The sequence below is a fragment of the Neorhizobium sp. P12A genome (genome assembly GCF_008365395.1).
Lineage (GTDB): Bacteria > Pseudomonadota > Alphaproteobacteria > Rhizobiales > Rhizobiaceae > Rhizobium.
Genome location: NZ_QOVX01000015.1, coordinates 41,072 through 58,325 on the forward strand (window position 1 = coordinate 41,072; position 17,254 = coordinate 58,325).

Here is a 17,254-nt window from a genome sequence, read left to right on the forward strand (position 1 = left end):
TGTCCGATTTCAAGCGACGGCGGCGATAGGATCGGCAGCCGATCTCTTGCTCATGATGAAGGTGGCAACCTTCGTGATGGAGTCGAAGTTGGCGGGCAGAATCTCCGCATCCGCGACGGTGACGCCGAAATTGTCTTCGACGAACGACACGAGTTCAAGGATGCCGGTGGAGTCCACGACATCGCTTTCGATCAGCGATGCATCGTCCCCGAGGGCCCTACTCGTGTCTCCAAACAGGAAACTTTCAACAATAAAGGCCCTGATTTGCTCTTTCAGCGGAATCATCATGCGTTCTCCTTTTTAGATCGCTGCTGCCAATTGACGGTCATCCCCCTGGTTGACCGCCCGCTTCGTGAATGCCTCATGCCAGAGCTGCGTGGACAGGATGCCGACAAAGGCGGCGTTGTCCCGGAAGCCATCGGTCTCGCGGCGGCACTTCGCCAGGAGCTTTTCGGCCGCCACGGGATTGAACAGGCCCGTTTCCTCCAGCGCGCGGTGGGAAAACAGCTGCCCGACATAATCAGGCTCGCGGCCGGCAAAGAAGGACCGGCTGTCCGGAGCCCGATAGGGTTGCTTGGTCCGCTGCCCGATCGAAGGCGGCAGCAGATCGGCGACCGCCCGCCGCAGAATATGCTTCTCGACGAAACCCTTGAGCTTCATGCCGGGCGGTATCTTCGCCGCGAATTCCACCAGTCGATGGTCGAGGAACGGGAAGCGGCCTTCGATCCCGTGCGCCATCGACATGCGGTCGCCCTGGCTCGACAGGATGTAATCAGAAAGCAGGAACTTGGTTTCGAGATACTGGGCCTGATGCAGCGGATGCCAGCGGCCGAAATCCGCAGGCAGGCGCGCAAGAACCTCTTCGGTCGCGTCATATCCGGCCAAAGTCTTTCGCAGGTCCGCTGAGAAGAAGATCTTTGCCGCCGCCGTGCTGCGATAGCGCGGCCGATGCGAGAACAGCGGATCGGAAACGTCCTCGTTGCCCGCGCCGAAGAAGGCGGCAAGGGATTCCGGTGTCTGCTGGCTCAGCCCGGGCAGATAGGGATAGAGGCGGCGGAAAAGCAGCGGTCGCCGCTTCGACCCCGTCTGCCGCGAGCAGAAGCGGCGCACACGGGTCTCCTTGAAAATATCATAGCCGGCGAAAACCTCGTCGGCACCCTCACCCGTCAGCACGACCTTCATGCCTTCTTCGCGAACATGGCGCGCCAGAAGGTGAAGCGGCGCCGGCGCGGTGCGGATGATCGGCTTTTCCGTATGCTCGATGACGGATGGAAAGATGCCGGCGATTTCATCCGGGCCGCAGGCGACTGCGGAATGATGCGTACCCAGCGCCTTCACCATTTCCTGCTGGAATGGGCTCTCGTCATGCTCGGCGGTGTCGAAGGTGACCGAGAAGGTGCGCAGCCCTGCTGTCGCATAGGGCTTGGCAAGGGCGCAGGTGATGGAGGAATCCAGACCACCGGACAGATAGGCCCCGACGGGCACGTCTGCGCGCATGCGGATCGCCGTCGCATCGTCGAGCAGCGCCAGCAGCTCTTCCGCGACATCCTCTTCACGGCGAGCCGGCTCAACGTCGGCTTTGTCGGGGAATGAGAGATCCCAATATTGGCGAACCGAAATGCCGTTACCGTCGACGATCATCAGATGGCCGGCCGGCAGCTCCGATACGCCCTTGAAGATGGTGCGCGGCGGGACCGGCGCCCAGAATGTGAATACCTGGTCCAGCGCGAAAGGATCGATATCGGCCTTGACGCCGGGGACTTCCAGCAGCGCCTTGATCTCAGAGGCGAAGAACAGCATCCCGTCGCGCTGCGTATAGAAGAACGGGCGCACGCCCATGCGGTCGCGAGCGATGAACATCCGGCGAAGATTGCGATCCCAGATAGCAAAGACGAAATCGCCATTGAGAAGATCGACGCAGCTAGGTCCCATTTCCTCATAGAGATGAAGAATGACTTCCGTATCAGACGACGTCCTGAAGCGCCGGCCCTTGGCTTCCAGCGAACGGCGCAGCTCGACATAGTTGAAGATTTCGCCGTTGAAGCTGATGCAGAGGGAGCCGTCCGAATTCGGCATCGGCTGCTGGCCATCCGCCAGACCGACGATCGACAGGCGGCGATGCCCGAAGCCTGCGCCATCATCCGTGAAGATGCCGCCTTCGTCGGGGCCGCGATGCAGCAGGGAACCTGCCATGCGGCGCAGAAGCGCAGCCGCTTGCCCGGCTGCCATGCCATCGCCGAAATATCCAAGTATGCCGCACATGATAGTTTCCCCTCGCATGCGGCGGGCCGAAAGGCTCCCGAACTCAACTTGCGCCGCAGCTTCAAAACACCGTTCAAGCTTGTCTAGGCGGGCTTCCGGAAGCAATGGAGCAAAGGGACTACCCCTAGTGGAAGGAGTATCCGGTAACGTTAGGAGCCGAGTGGGTAATCCGCATGCCCCCACAGCGCGACCTTTACGCACCTTGCCTGTAATGGGAACATTCGAGCTGCGCTAACCGCTGGGTATTGAACGGGGGTACGTTTTTACCGCCAGCCGGAGGAGAGGGATGAATATGCCAGACGATCTGAGAACGAATGAATCCGGTAACGACATCGGGAACCCCTATTCGACACGACCGACCGAGGCTTTGCCTGCGATGCCCATGAACAGCGAGAAATTCGTCACCTTCATGAATATGGATTTCGAACTGGGGCCGAGCGTTCTCGTCCCGCGGGCAGAGACCGAATTGCTGGGTACCGTCTGCGTCGACCGACTGACCCAGGGTCCTGTTGCACCTGTTGTCATCGATATGTGCTGCGGCTGTGGCAATCTGGGTATCGCGGTTGCCAATCACGTCGCCGATGCCCAGGTATGGGCTTGCGACCTTACGCCCGAAACGGTCGATGTTGCCTGGCGAAACGTCATGCGCTTCGGCCTGCAGGCACGGGTCAGCGTCGTGCAGGGTGATATGTTCGAGAACATCCGCAACATCGGGTTGGAAAACCGGGTGGATCTCGTGCTCTGCAATCCGCCTTACATCTCAAGCAGTCGACTTGAAGCAGATCGCGCCCATCTGCTTGAGAACGAGCCGCGTGAAGCCTTCGACGGTGGACCTTACGGCATTTCCATCCATCAGCGCCTGATACGCGAGGCGCCGGATTTCCTGAAGCCGGGCGGATGGCTTGCCTTTGAGTTCGGCGAAGGCCAGGAGCGGCAGGCCGCGGCCATGATCTCGCGGGCACGCGTCTACGGCCCGGCGCAGTTCATCCTGGATCCGTCGGGAACGCCACGCGTGGCTCTGGCGATGAAGCTCGCCCCGACCCAATAAGACTGATTTTTGGGACGCAAACAAAAGCCCCTGTTCCTCGAAAGGAACAGGGGCTTTTTTTCTAGCTGTGGTGGCTGAGCTCTTTAGCCGTGCTGAGTGGACTCACTGAAGCCAGGCTCCGCCATCGCCCAGATCGCTGCCTGGGTGCGGTTCTTGACATCGATCTTTCGCAGGATCGTCTTGATATGAACCTTGACCGTACTCTCGGTAATTTCCAGCCTGCGTGCGATCTGCTTGTTCGACTCTCCGCCCATGACAAGCTTGAGGATCGACTTTTCCCGTGGCGACAGGTTGCGGGCGCTATTGTTGATAGCGCGCACCATCCGTACCGGCGTCACCGGCTGGATGTCCTGCTCCGGAAAGTCGCCGGCTTCCTGTTCAGACGGATCGTCGGCCACCGCGATGGCCGACAGCGATGATTGCGATTGCGGCTGGGACCTGAATTGCGAGTTGGCCTTCAAGGCCGGTACCGCGCGAGACAGGGCTGCAGCCTCTCGGCCCATGCTGTTGGACATGGGCCAGCCTGATATGACCGAGCACTCCTCGGATATGAGCTGCAGAGCCTTGACGAAACTGTCGGCAGAGAGGCTCTTGTGCAGATAGCCCTTTGCCCCGAGTGCAAGGACTGCCGTCGCTTCCTCATGGTCATAGGCATCCGCAAGCACGACGACACGCGCTTTCGGATTGGTCGAGACGATAAGGGCGATGAAATCCCGTAACGTGATGCCGGCAACCGAGCCGATCACGAATACTGGCGAAGATTCCATCTTCGGCAATTCGTAGAAGTCGGTCAGGCTCTCTCCCATCCCGACTACCTCGAATGACGCCGAACCCAGGATCAGTCGCGTTCCCTCACGAAATAAGCGACTGGAATCAAATATATAAGTCGGGGTAAGCATAACAATATTCCCCCTGTCCCCAAAGCCGAAGATAGCTCCTAATTCCGGTATCGGTACATTACTGTACGGAACAGTAAATGCGCGACGGCGCATCAAATCAAGACTTCTTCGCAGTTATCAACGAAAATTTTACTATAAATGGTAAATTGGCGTCAATTTACACAGGGATATTTCACGGCGTATAGCATGATATTCTTATTTTATACTTATATGTCTAAGCACATATAGCTATCGTCGTAATCAGTATTAGTTCATTTGACAGAGCTTCCTTAGGGGTACCCCCTCAGTTTCCTTGCAAAACGCGTCGCACAAATGGTGTCCTGATGCTCGAAAAAGCCGGGATGGTCAGCGGTTTGTCCGGCGCCGGCAAGAGACGGGAGCCTGTCGTGAATCAACCACAGAAACTCAGCCACGCCGCCGCGCCGCCGCGAGCCATACCTGCCAGACACCTAACGCAGCGGCAGGGCAGGTTCGGTCAGGTCTTAAAACGCGCGTTCGACGTGTCCGTTTCGCTGGTGCTGCTGTTCCTGGCAGCTCCGCTCTTCGCCGTCGTCGCCGTTCTCGTTTCGCTCGACGGCGGCCCGATCATCTTCAAGCATACCCGCGTCGGAAAAGGGATCACGCCCTTCGGCTGCCTGAAGTTCCGCACCATGATCATCGGCGCCGACAACTGCCTTCAGGAATATCTGGCACATCACCCCGAGGCGAGCGCCGAATGGGCACGTGACCAGAAGCTGGTCTTTGATCCGCGCATCACGCCGATCGGAAAATTCCTTCGCGCCAGCAGCCTCGACGAGCTGCCGCAGATCATCAATGTGCTGCGCGGCGAGATGAGCCTGGTCGGCCCGAGGCCCGTCACCAATTCGGAGCTCAGCCACTATCAGGAACACGTCAGCGAATATGCAAGCGTGCTGCCCGGAATTACCGGACTGTGGCAGGTCAGTGGCCGCAACGACGTCAGCTATCAGCGCCGCGTCGAACTCGATTGCGAATACGTGCTGAACCGCAACATGCTGCTGGATCTGAAGATCCTGGTTCGCACCGCCGGCGTCATCCTTTCCCGCAAAGGCGCGAGGTGAGCGGCGATGATCAAGGTTCCGTCAATCGAACTCGCCAAGGCTGCCGACAACACGCAGCAACCGGCATCGGGGGTTTCCATCCTGATGTCCACCTACGCCAGAGAAAAGGCGTCCAACCTTGCCGCAAGCCTTGAAAGCCTGCGCATCCAGTCAAGACCGGCCGATCAGATCGTTCTTGTTATCGATGGTCCTGTCGACGGCGAGCAGGAAAAGGTAATCGCAGATTTTGCGGCATTGCAGGCGCCGTGGGAATTCACCGTCCTGCGCCTCGAGCGGAATGGCGGCCTCGCCCGCGCTCTCAATGCAGGCCTTGCGGCCGCCACCATGCCCATCATCATGCGGATGGACAGCGACGACATTTGCCTGCCCGATAGAATCGCCATCGAATGCGATTATCTCGAAGCCAATCCGGAAATCGGACTGGTCACCTCCTGGGCCGAGGAATTTTACGACGAGAGGCCGGATACGCGGCTGCGCGTTGCGCCGACCACCCACGAGGCGATCGTTCAGGCGCTTCGCTGGCGTAACATCATCGTGCACCCGGCGGTTGCCGTGCGAGCCGACCTGCTGCGCGCCGTCGGTGGCTACAACTCGAAATTCGGCTTGCTCGAGGACTATGATCTCTGGATCCGCATGGCGATGTCAGGCGTGCAATTCCACGTCATTCCCAAAGCATTGATCCGGGCAAGGACCGGACTTGGACTGAACGAGCGCCGAGGCGGTTGGCGCTATGTCGTGAACGAAGTTCGCTTCCGGCTGCATTTCTTCAAGGCCGGCTTCCTGACCGTGAACCAGTTCCTGATGGTGACGACGCTCTACACCGGTTTTCGTCTGATTTCAGGACCGATGCGCGGTCGTTTGTATGCATTTGTTCGGAGTTGATACCGCTGAAGGAGGCAAGGGAAAAGCAATGGAGACGAAACGAAATCTAGCTGACTCGGCCCAGCCGATTCCTCTAAGAGGCGCAGCGAACGAAGATCAGCTTCAATCCTCCGAGCCGCAAGACAGCGCGCCGGAGCAGCAGCCCAGATACTCGCTCGCCAGGTTTCTTGTCGGCGGCACGGCCGTGCTTGTCATAGCCACCATGGCCTGGCCTTCGCTGCCCCGCGTCTATGAGTCGACCGCCACGCTGGTTCTCAGACCGACCGACATGGAAGGTCAGATGGATGCGCAGGCCATGCGCACGCCTCTGGACGAAAGCTTCATCCTGTCCGATCTCGATGCCTTCAATTCCGTGGCTTTGGCTGAAACGGTCATTGAATCGCACAAGCTCGCCACGGACGATGAGTTCAAGGTGAAGCCCAGCATCACCAACAGGGTGATGCTCAGCCTCTTCGGCGGCATCCTCCCGCCGACCTGGGCTCGCGAGACGCCGGCACCGACGCCGGCGCAGATGATGGCGTCGCAGACGACGCCGGCCTCCTCGCCCAAGGCTGCCAAGTTGCGTGAGAACCTCTGGAACAAGCTCGTCCTCCACCGCAACCGGCAATCCTATACGGTCAATGTCGGTTTCCGTTCGGAGGACCCGCAGAAGGCGGCCGCACTGACGAAGACGCTGGTGTCGGCCTATCTTGACGCGCAGGTCAAGCGCAAGGCCGAGAACCTGGACGACATGAACAAGCTTCTGGAGGACCACGTCGCAGAAGCCAAGGTGCGGGCAGATGCATCCACCGCGGCCATGCAGTCCTTCCTGGAGCAATCCGGATTGATCGACCAGGGCGCGCAGATTTCGCTTGAGGCGCAGCTCGGCACGCTCAGCACCGAACTTGCAACCGCAAGAGCCCGCTCGATCGATGCCCGGACCCGCGCCGACAGCCTGACAAAGATGAAGGCTGCCGGAACCCTCGACAGCGCTCCTGAGGTTCTGTCGTCGCCGACCATCCAGCGCTTGAACCAGAGCTTGACCGAAAGCATGTCGCGGGTGGCTGTCATGTCGACGGAATCTCGAAACATCATGCAGCAGGCGCAGGCCGAGCGTGACCGCATCGTCGCCAGCGTCCAGGTGGAAGCTGCCAACTGGGCAGAGCGTGAGAACCTTCTCAGCGGAGAGATCGACAAGATCCGCCAAGATCTCGTCGAACGCCGCAAGGCTGGCCTCCGGCTCGACGAACTGCGTCGGGACGCGGATAACGACACCCAGGTTCTGGCTGACGCGCAAACCCGCCTGAAGCAGCGGGCACCCGCCCTGGAAGCTTTGAAGCCTGATGCGGAAGTTCTGTCACCCCCGACCGTGCCTGACCGGCCTGTTTTCCCGATCCTGCCGCTCTATGCCATGGGCAGCTTGGGTATGGCCTGCATCGCTGGGGCCGGCATGAATTTTTCGGCCGTAAAGCGCGATGCAAAGCGGCTCCTGAAGATATGACTATGCCCTCGGACAGTGCCGCCGTCCGGTGGGCAGGGCCGGGCCTGGCTGTTGCCATCCCCCTTGCCACTGGCTTCGCCTGGCTCGGCCTTTCTTTCACGCTGGCGCAACAATCCGGCGGAGTAGCGGCCGGCCTACCCTTCGGCCTTCCATTGGGGGCCGGGGTTCTGCTCGTAATCCTGGCGGCCGCGCTCGGCCGCCAGTGGGCCGTCGCCTCGCTTCTCGTCTTCGTCGTGTTCGGCCTGAACCTCAGTCTGCGCACACGCGAATACGGCGACACAGGGCTCGACTGGCAGAATGGAATGAAACTCGCGACCTGGGTGCTGATCCCGGCGATATGCGTCTGCAATTGGCGTCAGATCGTCCATCATCTCCAGGAGCGAACAGTCGCATTGGCTGTTCTCTACGGTCTGATTGCGCTCGCCTCGTCGCTCTGGTCGCTAACGCCAGCCTACACGGCCGGCAACGCCGTTGGGCTGCTTGCCTATCTGCTGCTTGCCTGCCTTGCCGTCTCGGTTCTCGGCGTCGCTGCGACCCTGCGTATCTTAACGATCACGCTGGTCTTGTTTGTGGCGCTTGCCCTCGTCTCGGCGTTCCTGCTGCCTGAAATGGCATGGCTGCCGCCTTCGGCGGAGGAGACGGCCTATCGTCTGCGCGGCCTTTCCGGGCATCCGAATGTTCTCGGGGAACAGGCGGCACTCTTGGTTACCTTCGCCGTTCTATCGCGCCGTCAAAAGATTATCGGACCCTGGCTCCTTGCTGCCTCGCTTGTGATTGGCTTTGCGGCACTTGTCGCCACCGATAGCCGCACGACGACGCTCGCCACCATCGCTGCCTGGGCAATAATCGCCTTTCGCGAAAAGCGCCTCTTTACGCCGTTTGCGATCGGCGGGGTCATCGGCGGCCTGATGGTACTCGCCCTGCTCGCAACCGGGCAATTCCCTGACATCAGAGCCTTGCTTGGCCCCCTGGCGAGAAGCGGATCGTCGGCCGAGATCATGACGCTGACCGGTCGAACGGACCTGTGGGCGGTCGGCGCCGATCTGATTGCGCAAAAGCCGCTTCTCGGATGGGGTTTCAACGGCACCGAAGCCCTGATCGTGGGCAGCGTCGGACGCGCCTTCGCCGGCGACCCGGTCAACATGCACAACATGTATATGCAAACGGTCCTCTGCATGGGGATCCTGGGTTCCCTGCCGGCATTCGCCTTTCTTGCAATCCTGGTCGGCCGGATGGTCTCGCGACCCGATGCGACACGCGACCAAATCGTGCTTCTCATCATGATCATCGGGCTAACCGAGGTCAGCATCTTTGCGACGCCGGGCCTGCTGACGCTCGCCTTCTTCTTCGCCCTTGCCCGTGAAACCGGATCCTCAGCCGCGGCCGAGCCGGTCGTTCCCAACTCGACGGAGGTCAGTCGAACATGAATGTCCATCTCAACCGCATTGACCGTCAGCCTTCCCGACGCGGAAGCGGAAGCGTTGACGCTTATCTCGTCGTGCGCAACGAGGCTGACCGCCTTCCCTACATTCTCGAATACCATCGCAAGCTTGGCGTGGACCGTTTCTATATCTGCGACAACAATTCCGAAGACCACACGATGGACTTCCTGCTCTCGCAGAGCGATTGCGTCGTCTATCACACAGCCGATTCCTTCGGAGAAGCCGGCTGCGGCATGAACTGGATCAACGCCATGGTCGAGCGACATGGCGACGGCAACTGGTGCCTGTTCATCGACGCCGACGAATTGTTCGTCTACCCGCATTCCGAGCAGGTTCCGATCCGGCAATTCTGCAATCTGCTGGAAAAATCCGGCCACGAAGGCGTCTTCGCGATCATGGTCGATATGTACGCAGAGGGCGCCGTCGCCGACGCGGTCTACAAGCCGGGCACGCCCTTTGTCGACACCTGCCCATTTTTTGACACCGAGTACAGGGTTCGCAACAAGGCCGCACTGCCGTTTTCGAAGCGGTTTCTCAATGTCGAGGCGGTCGGCGGCCCGCGTCTGCGGGTGTTTTACCCCCGCTATCACCGGATGGGCACCTGGCCGATGGCCGTCGCCCGCGCCGTGCGAAACCTTCGTCTCCACCCTCTCGGCAAGGCAATCGGGCTGCAGCGGACCAATATCGGCTCCCTGCCGCCAGACATTACCAAGGTACCGCTGATGCGGGGACGGCCGGGACGCAAGTGGGTCACCAACCATCGGACGGACCCGCTCTCCGTTTCGCCGATCTCAGGCGCGCTGCTGCATTTCAAACTCTTCTCCAATTTCGACGAACGTGCCCGGCACGAGGTCAGCCGCGGCGAGCATTGGGACGCGGGGGTCGAATATCGCCGCTACGTCGAACTGCTGAACAAGCATCCGGGGAAGGGCTTCATCTGCGAGAAGAGCGAGCGCTACCGTTCGACGGATGATCTCCTGCGTCACGGTATCATTCGGTCAGCGCCGCAGCTCGACGCGCTTGCCGCCGGCAAGGCAACCGTCGGGCCGCCGGTCGCCGTCGCGGTGGCGTCATGACCGCCGCCTTTGCACCCGATAGCGAGCCCGATCGGCCCGCCTTCGCAGCCTCGAGGGCACCGGCTCTCTTCGACAGGCTGAGCATGTCGAAGCGGTGGGCGTGGCTCGGGCAGCCGGCCACCTATGCGATCGGCGCCCTGGTGCTGACGCTCCTCGGCAGCGGTGCGACGTTGATGGCGCCGCGCCTCCTCGACCCGACTGCCTTCGGCACATTCGCATTGCTGACCAGTCTCTTCACCTATGCCGGCCGGGCCGACCTCGGTCTCTCGCAGCTTGCCGACAAGCAGATACCCGGTCGTCAAACGACAGTCGCCGCCCGCGCAGCGCTCGAAATCCTGAACACCTTGTGGGTCGTCGGCATGGTCGTGCTGGCGGCAACGCTGCCGCTGGTGTTTCTGTTGACCGGTGGAGGCGCGACGCTGCCGCTGCTCGGTACCGTGCTTGCGATCGGCGGCGGCATCATGGCGATGATCGCCAATGGTCCCGTCACTCTCTATCGCGCGAGCTCCCGCGTATGGGAATTCACAGTGCTCGCACTCATCCTGCAGCTCGGGATGACCGTGCCGCGGCTCGCTGGTCTGATGTTCGGCGGCGTGACCGGTTCGTTTGCCGCACTTGCGGCCTACTACACGCTCTGTGCCTTGCTCTTTGCGCGACCGCTGCCGATGCTGACACAGCGCCCTTCATTCATGTCGATGGCGCGCCTGGCATTGCCGCTCTTTGCCTTCAACGCATCCTGGGTCTTCTATCTCAGCGCCAATCGCTGGGTATCATCGACATTGTCGTCGCCACACGATCTCGGGCTCTTTTCTTTCGGCGCCAGTCTCGCGATGATCGGCCTCGGGCTGATGTCGACGATCGCGCAGGTTCGCTATCCCAAGCTGCTCGCACGGATGATCGATCGCTCGCCTGAACGCGACGCCGTCATCATCGAAAGGGAATTGTTGAGGGTGGCCCTCGGGCTTGCCGTCATAGCCCTGGTCTCCATTGTCGCGGCTGGCAGGGTGATCGCATTTGCCTTCCCGGCCTATGAGGAAGCAACGCCTGCGACGATTGCACTTGCCGTCTCCTGCATACCGCTCGGAACGATGGTGTGGATTGTCCCGATGATCATCGTGCGTTCCACAAGACCGGGCCGCGATGCCCTGATGCTGACGGCCGTCGGGCTTGTGACGCTCGTCGCCGGCATGGCCGCCGGTAACTATTTAGCCGGCATCGAGGGCCAGGCCTGGGGCAACGTCGTCGCCGCGCTGCTGATGCTGGCCGCCATGGCGATCCTCATGTACCGGCTCGGCATGGTGACGCTGATGGCGTGCGGGCGGATCGTCGGCGTTCAGGCGCTCATTCTCGCCATCCTCGCCTTCCTGAGCTTTCTTCATCCGGCACAGGCTGCAGGGTCTGCTGATGAGGCCACAGCTTCACCCACCGCCTGGAAAACCGTGTTCACCGACGATTTTTCGACGCTCGACCTGCGCTCGAACGGCAAGGGCATGTGGCAGCCGTACTATCCGACAGGCGAGAGGACAAACGCCGGCAACAAGGAACTGGAATATTACGTCGATCCGCGGCCGAACCAGGACAGCGCAGCCATCCAGGCGCTCAAGCCCTATTCCGTCGAAAACGGCGTGCTGACCATTCGCGCCAGCGAGATCCCGCAGGATTTGCGCAGCCAGAGCAAGGGTCTACGCTACGCCTCCGGTCTCCTCAACACGGCCGGGCGCTTCTCGTTCACCTACGGTTCTGTGGAAATCCGCGCAAAGGTGCCGGCCGGTCGCGGGCTTTGGCCGGCATTCTGGCTGCTGCCGGAAGACCGGACCTGGCCGCCGGAAATAGATGTCTTCGAGATCCTCGGCCACGAGCCGGGCACTCTGCATGTCACCGCCCATAGCGGTCTCCACATTCCGGCCGGTGCTGGATCCGCCCAAACCGGGCGGGCCATCAGGGTTGGTGATCTTTCCCGCGATTTTCATGTCTACGGGATGACCTGGACGAAAGATAAGATCGTCTGGTCCCTGGACGGAAAACAGGTCTTCAAGGCGGCAACACCCAAGGACCTGAATAAGCCGATGTTCCTTGTCCTCAACCTCGCCGTCGGCGGGTCCTGGCCAGGGTCACCGGATTCGACGACGACGCTGCCGGCAAGCCTCCTCGTCGATTGGATACGCGTGCGGCAGCCGGATGACGGCCAATCAGACCAAGACAAGGGGATTATACAATGAAAATCATCGGCCTTTCGACCTTGAGCCTTCTCGTGGCTCTGTTTCTACTGCCCCGGCCCGCCCTGTCCGAGGACGGCACGTTCTATCATCTGGGGCCTGGCGACGTACTGCAGCTCGGCGTCTTCGGCGTTCCCGATTTCGGTCGCCGCGTCACCGTCAACATCGATGGCAGCATTTCCGTTCCGTTCCTTGGTGAGGTCAAGGCGGAAGGGCTTTCGATCCATGACCTGCGCGTAGCGCTGTCGGACGGATTGGTGAAGGACGGCCGCATACAATCCGCCGACGTGACGGTGGAGATGGTCGAATATCGTCCCTTCTATATTTCCGGCGACGTTTCCCGTCCCGGCGCGGTTCCTTATCGCCCCGGCCTGACGGTGCGCCATGCCATCGCGCTTGCCGGCGGCTATGACGCCCTGCGGTTTCGCACCGAAAACCCGCTGATGACGGCGCCTGATCTCAAAAGTGAAAACGAATCCCTGTGGATCGATCTTGCAAGGGCAAGGGCAAGGGCCATCAGCCTGAAGGCGGAACTCAACGCCAGCAACGATATTGATCTCAGCCCCATCTACTCCGCGCCTCTGCAACGCTCGACGCTGGACGAGATCGCGTCCTTCGAACAGAGCGATCTGAAGATGCGGATTGAGAACTATGCAAAGCAGCGTGCCTTCCTGCAAAGCTCGCTGCAGTCAGCCGAAGCGACCATCGCGGCGCTCGAGGCAACCAGGCAGCGAAATGAAGAGGCCATACAGCTGCAGCAGGACGCCGTCGACCGCATGACCGCGTCCGCAGCAAAGGGCCTCGTCATGGCAACCCGTATCGACGACGAGCGGCATTCTCTTGCCGAAATCCGCAGCCAGCAGGGCGATTCGGAATCCCGGCTGGTCCAGGCCCGTCATGACAGGGATGAAATTGCCCGCAACATCGAAATACAGGACGAGCAGCATCGCGCCCAACTGAACGACAATCTTCGCGACACGACGATCCAGACCGAAAAGCTTGCCGCCCAGATCAAGGCATCCAGCGAGAAGCTGCTCTATACCGGCGCCGTCAAGGCTCAGCTGCGCGGCGGCAATGGCGGTGGTCCGGAACTGGTGATCTATCGCAAGACCAATGGTGAAACGACCCAGATAGCAGCAAAGGAGGACACAGAAATACTGCCCGACGACATGCTGGATGTGTCCATCCGTCCCGAACAGATGATGGCACCCAACACCCAGTAAAGCATTTCCAGCACAAGGAAACGTTCGGCCGGTCTTGACCGGTCGAACGTGCGTTCAGATGACCGGGGTGATCGCCCTGAGCCCGCATGAATGTCAGGCTGCCAGTTTTGGGTGCTTACGCTTCGGCTGCCCTGACTGTATTGAAGTCCCTGCCCGATACGCGTTAACATTAAAAAGATATTTCCGCTGTCGGCGGGCTTTAAAGAAGCTTACAAATGGAATGTGTATTGCGATTTACACACAACGGCTTTTATAGATTTGCGGGTTCTGCATAAAGAACTCAAAACGAATTAGAGTGTTTATATTTGCGGGAACGGACATGAAATTCGGAACAAGCGGCCTGCGCGGTCTGTCGGTCGACCTGAAGGGTCGGGCGTCTGCGGTCTATGCTACGGCTTTTGCAAGACACCTTCTGAGGAGCGGCCTTGCCGCAGCGGGGGATCCAATCCTGGTCGGCCGGGATTTCCGCGATTCCAGCCCCGACATCGCAGCCACCTGCATCGGCGCCCTGGCGCGGGCGGGACTTCAGCCGATCGATTGCGGCACGATCGCAACGCCAGCGCTTGCCCTCTACGGCCTGGAACTCAAGGCCGCCTCGCTGATGGTCACCGGCTCCCATATCCCCGCTGACCGCAACGGCATCAAATTCTACCGGCCCGACGGTGAAATCGACAAGAACGATGAACTCGCAATAACGGCCGAGGCGAATGCCATCGGCGATGGTCCGTTGAACGAGACGCCGGCACAGGCCGAGGACAGGCGCGCTGCAGCGGAAGCATTGTTCTTCGAGCGCAACACGGCCCTGCTGCCGACTGACGGTCTGGTTGGGCTGACGGTCGGCGTCTATCAGCACAGCACCGTCGCCAGGGACATGATCGGCCTGGTGCTTTCCCATTACGGCGCTGAAGTGGTCGCGCTTGGCCGCTCCGAAAGCTTTATCCCCGTCGACACCGAGGCCGTCTCGCAGGAGACGATCGATCACCTCAAGCGCTGGACCCTTGAGCACAAGCTCGATGCCATCGTTTCGGCCGATGGCGATGGCGACCGCCCGCTCGTTTCGGATGAGACCGGCGAACCGCTGCGCGGCGACCTGCTCGGCCTGATCGCGGCCAATTTCCTCGGCGCCGAAGTCGTGGTCACGCCCGTCACCTCCAATTCCGGCATCGAGGCGGCCGGATCCTATTCGGTGGTTCGCACCCGGGTCGGATCTCCCTATGTCATTGCCGGCATGGAGGAGGCGCTGGCCGCCGGTCGGCAGAACGTCATGGGCTTCGAAGCCAATGGCGGTACGTTGACGGCGAGCCGGTTCATCATTGAGGGACAGCCGATGCGGGCGCTGCCAACGCGCGACAGCTTCCTTCCGATCCTTGCAACGCTTTATGCAGCAGCCAGCGAACGCCGGTCACTCTCGGCCGTCTCCGCTTCCTATAAGCTAGCGTTTGCTGCGGCCGACCGCCTGGAGAATTTCGCCGTCGAGACCAGCGCCGCGCTGATGGCGCATCTGCGGCAGTCGGATGACAATCTCGCGGGCTTCCTTGCGCCCGTTGGCAAGGTTGCATCCAAGAGCGATATTGACGGCTTGAGGGTAACGCTTGACGACGGACGCATCATTCACTTCCGCCCATCCGGCAACGCGCCTGAAATGCGCTGCTACGTGGAGGCAAGGGACGAGAACGACGCCAAGGCCTTGCTGAGCCAGGGGCTTGATCTCATCCGCGCCTGGGCGCGTTGAATATCTGATCACTTTAGAAAACGAGAGTTTCAAGGAGTAGGGACATATGGTAGGCAAAATCGTGCCGGTGATCATGGCTGGGGGTAAGGGAACACGGCTGTGGCCGCTCTCTCGCGCCAGCGCGCCGAAGCAGTTCATCCAGTTCATCGGCGACACGACGCTGTTCCAGAACACGCTGACGCGTGTCTCGGATCCCGAGCTGTATGAGGCGCCGATCGTCCTCACCAACGAGGAATTCCGCTTCCTCGTCGCCGAGCAGGCGCGCGAACTCAACATCAAGCTTGCCGGTGTTCTGCTGGAGCCTGTCGCCCGCAACACGGCGGCTGCCGTTGCCGCGGCCGCCACGCTGGTGACGGAACTGTTCGGCAAGGATGCCGTCATGCACGTCCTCGGCTCGGACTACGAGATCGACGCCAACACGACCTATTTCGACTGCGTGCGCACGGCACGCGATACGGCTGTCGCCGGCAAGCTCGTCACCTTCGGCATCGCGCCGACGGAACCGGCAACCGGCTATGGCTATATCGAGAGCGGCAAGGGCCTTGCGACTGGCGCGCATGTGGTCAAGCGCTTCGTCGAAAAGCCGCCGCTGGAAAAGGCCGAAGCGATGATCGCGGCCGGCGGGTTCTACTGGAATTCCGGCATGTTCATGTTCTCGGCGGACCAGCTTCTGTCCGAGATGAAGGAATATGCACCCGAGGTTGAAAAGGCTGCATCCAAGTCCGTCTCAAAGGCAACGCGCGACCTCGACTTCACCCGTCTCGATGCCGAAGCCTTCGCCAAGAGCCCAGACATATCGATCGACTATGCGCTGATGGAAAAGACGGAAAATGCTGCCGTCGTTCCCTCACCCTTCACATGGTCAGATCTCGGCAGCTGGGATTCCGTCTGGAAGGTCGGCAAGCGCGATGCCGACGGCAACGTGGCCGCCGGCGACACGACGCTGGTCAACACCAAGAACTCGCTGGTCATGACGCATGGCGTGCATCTGGCAGTGCAGGGCCTGGAAGACGTTGCCGTCATCGCCAGCGAAGATGCCGTCTATGTCGGCCATCTGAGGGATAGCCAGGAAGTCGGCAAGCTCGTCAAGCTGCTTGCCGGCCACAAGAAGACGTCCAAGCTCACTGAGACCCACCCGACTTCCTATCGTCCCTGGGGCGGCTATACGTCGGTTCTCAACGGCGACCGCTTCCAGGTGAAGCGCATCTTCGTTCTGCCGGGCAAGAAGCTGTCGCTGCAGAAGCATCACCATCGCTCCGAACACTGGATCGTGGTCAAGGGCACCGCCGAGGTGACCATTGGCGAAAACGTCCAGATGCTGCGCGAAAACGAGTCGGTCTACATCCCGCTCGGTGAAGTGCATCGTCTCGCCAACCCCGGCAAGATCTTGCTCGAACTCATCGAGGTCCAGACCGGTTCCTACCTCGGCGAAGACGACATCATCCGCCTCGTCGACGAGTTCGGCAGAAGCTAAACTCACCGCCAAAGTCACGGCTTCGGCTTTCACTGAATAAGTCAGATTATTCGAACCAAACCATGGAGATCGATCTGGATTTTCATGGTTTGGTGAAGCCCCATTTTGAACAAATCTTCGGCTTATAAGTCTAAAAAGCTATTCACCTTGTAAAGAATTATGATTACATAATCCGTAAGAATTGGCTGAAGGCGGGCCCCGCATGGGAAATATCATTGCAGCACTGCTGGTTGGCGGATTTGCTACTATCGCCCTCGTCTTACCCTACGGGGTATATGTGGCGATCCTCGTCGCGCCATTCGGAGCAAGCCTGCTCGCGGTCATCGTGGCAGTCGGAAGCATGCTCCTGAAGCATCCGAGCCTTTCGCCCAGGCGTTCCAAGAAAGAACTCCCAGAATTCGATCGCCAGCGAAACTGACTGCTTCTCGTCTTTGGCTTTAA

At 60.4% G+C, this 17,254-nt stretch carries 14 protein-coding genes; 11 read left to right on the top strand and 3 right to left on the bottom strand.

Annotated features, from left to right (window positions below; translation table 11 throughout):
- Positions 1–9: 9 nt before the first annotated feature.
- Positions 10–288 (bottom strand): acyl carrier protein, encoded by a 279-nt coding sequence (locus DTW90_RS27935; RefSeq protein WP_188080083.1) that lies wholly within the window; start codon positions 286–288, stop codon positions 10–12.
- Positions 289–300: 12 nt separating this feature from the next.
- A complete protein-coding gene (asnB, locus tag DTW90_RS27940) occupies positions 301–2,262 on the bottom strand; it encodes an asparagine synthase (glutamine-hydrolyzing) (RefSeq protein ID WP_149342591.1) in 1,962 nt (653 codons plus the stop codon).
- Positions 2,263–2,554: 292 nt separating this feature from the next.
- On the opposite strand from asnB, the gene DTW90_RS27945 reads away from it, so the two are divergent.
- The gene (locus DTW90_RS27945; RefSeq protein WP_149342593.1) at positions 2,555–3,310 is read left to right on the top strand and encodes a HemK/PrmC family methyltransferase; all 756 of its coding nucleotides are present in this window, start codon (positions 2,555–2,557) and stop codon (positions 3,308–3,310) included.
- Positions 3,311–3,393: 83 nt separating this feature from the next.
- On the opposite strand, the gene DTW90_RS27950 is transcribed toward DTW90_RS27945, so the two are convergent.
- Positions 3,394–4,116, bottom strand: coding sequence for a response regulator transcription factor (locus tag DTW90_RS27950; RefSeq protein WP_245513114.1), 723 nt, complete (start codon positions 4,114–4,116; stop codon positions 3,394–3,396).
- A 479-nt stretch (positions 4,117–4,595) separates the two neighbouring features.
- Here DTW90_RS27950 and DTW90_RS27955 point away from each other — a divergent pair, with 479 nt between their 5' ends.
- From DTW90_RS27955 to DTW90_RS28000, 10 genes are all read left to right on the top strand, one after another.
- Positions 4,596–5,288: a sugar transferase gene (locus DTW90_RS27955; protein ID WP_132527823.1), complete on the top strand. Its 693-nt coding sequence runs from the start codon at positions 4,596–4,598 to the stop codon at positions 5,286–5,288.
- A gap of 6 nt (positions 5,289–5,294) precedes the next feature.
- Positions 5,295–6,170, top strand: coding sequence for a glycosyltransferase (locus DTW90_RS27960; RefSeq protein ID WP_132527822.1), 876 nt, complete (start codon positions 5,295–5,297; stop codon positions 6,168–6,170).
- A gap of 28 nt (positions 6,171–6,198) precedes the next feature.
- Positions 6,199–7,650, top strand: coding sequence for a polysaccharide biosynthesis protein (locus DTW90_RS27965; protein WP_246665080.1), 1,452 nt, complete (start codon positions 6,199–6,201; stop codon positions 7,648–7,650).
- A 2-nt stretch (positions 7,651–7,652) separates the two neighbouring features.
- Positions 7,653–9,077: an O-antigen ligase family protein gene (locus DTW90_RS27970; RefSeq protein ID WP_246665081.1), complete on the top strand. Its 1,425-nt coding sequence runs from the start codon at positions 7,653–7,655 to the stop codon at positions 9,075–9,077.
- Complete coding sequence (locus tag DTW90_RS27975) at positions 9,074–10,168, top strand: glycosyltransferase family 2 protein (protein WP_149342598.1); 1,095 nt, start codon at positions 9,074–9,076, stop codon at positions 10,166–10,168. The genes DTW90_RS27970 and DTW90_RS27975 overlap by 4 nt, the downstream gene beginning before the upstream one ends.
- Entirely contained in the window at positions 10,165–12,387 is a 2,223-nt protein-coding gene (locus DTW90_RS27980; protein ID WP_149342600.1) for a family 16 glycosylhydrolase, read from the top strand. Before DTW90_RS27975 ends, DTW90_RS27980 begins: the two co-directional genes overlap by 4 nt.
- The gene (locus tag DTW90_RS27985) at positions 12,384–13,607 is read left to right on the top strand and encodes a polysaccharide biosynthesis/export family protein (RefSeq protein WP_149342602.1); all 1,224 of its coding nucleotides are present in this window, start codon (positions 12,384–12,386) and stop codon (positions 13,605–13,607) included. The genes DTW90_RS27980 and DTW90_RS27985 overlap by 4 nt, the downstream gene beginning before the upstream one ends.
- A gap of 319 nt (positions 13,608–13,926) precedes the next feature.
- Positions 13,927–15,339, top strand: coding sequence for a phosphomannomutase (locus tag DTW90_RS27990; RefSeq protein ID WP_149342604.1), 1,413 nt, complete (start codon positions 13,927–13,929; stop codon positions 15,337–15,339).
- A gap of 46 nt (positions 15,340–15,385) precedes the next feature.
- Positions 15,386–16,813 (top strand): mannose-1-phosphate guanylyltransferase/mannose-6-phosphate isomerase, encoded by a 1,428-nt coding sequence (locus tag DTW90_RS27995; protein ID WP_149342606.1) that lies wholly within the window; start codon positions 15,386–15,388, stop codon positions 16,811–16,813.
- Positions 16,814–17,015: 202 nt separating this feature from the next.
- Positions 17,016–17,231 carry a hypothetical protein gene (locus DTW90_RS28000; RefSeq protein WP_132527814.1) on the top strand — a complete coding sequence of 72 codons (216 nt, stop codon included), beginning with the start codon at positions 17,016–17,018 and terminating at the stop codon, positions 17,229–17,231.
- Positions 17,232–17,254: the final 23 nt, after the last annotated feature.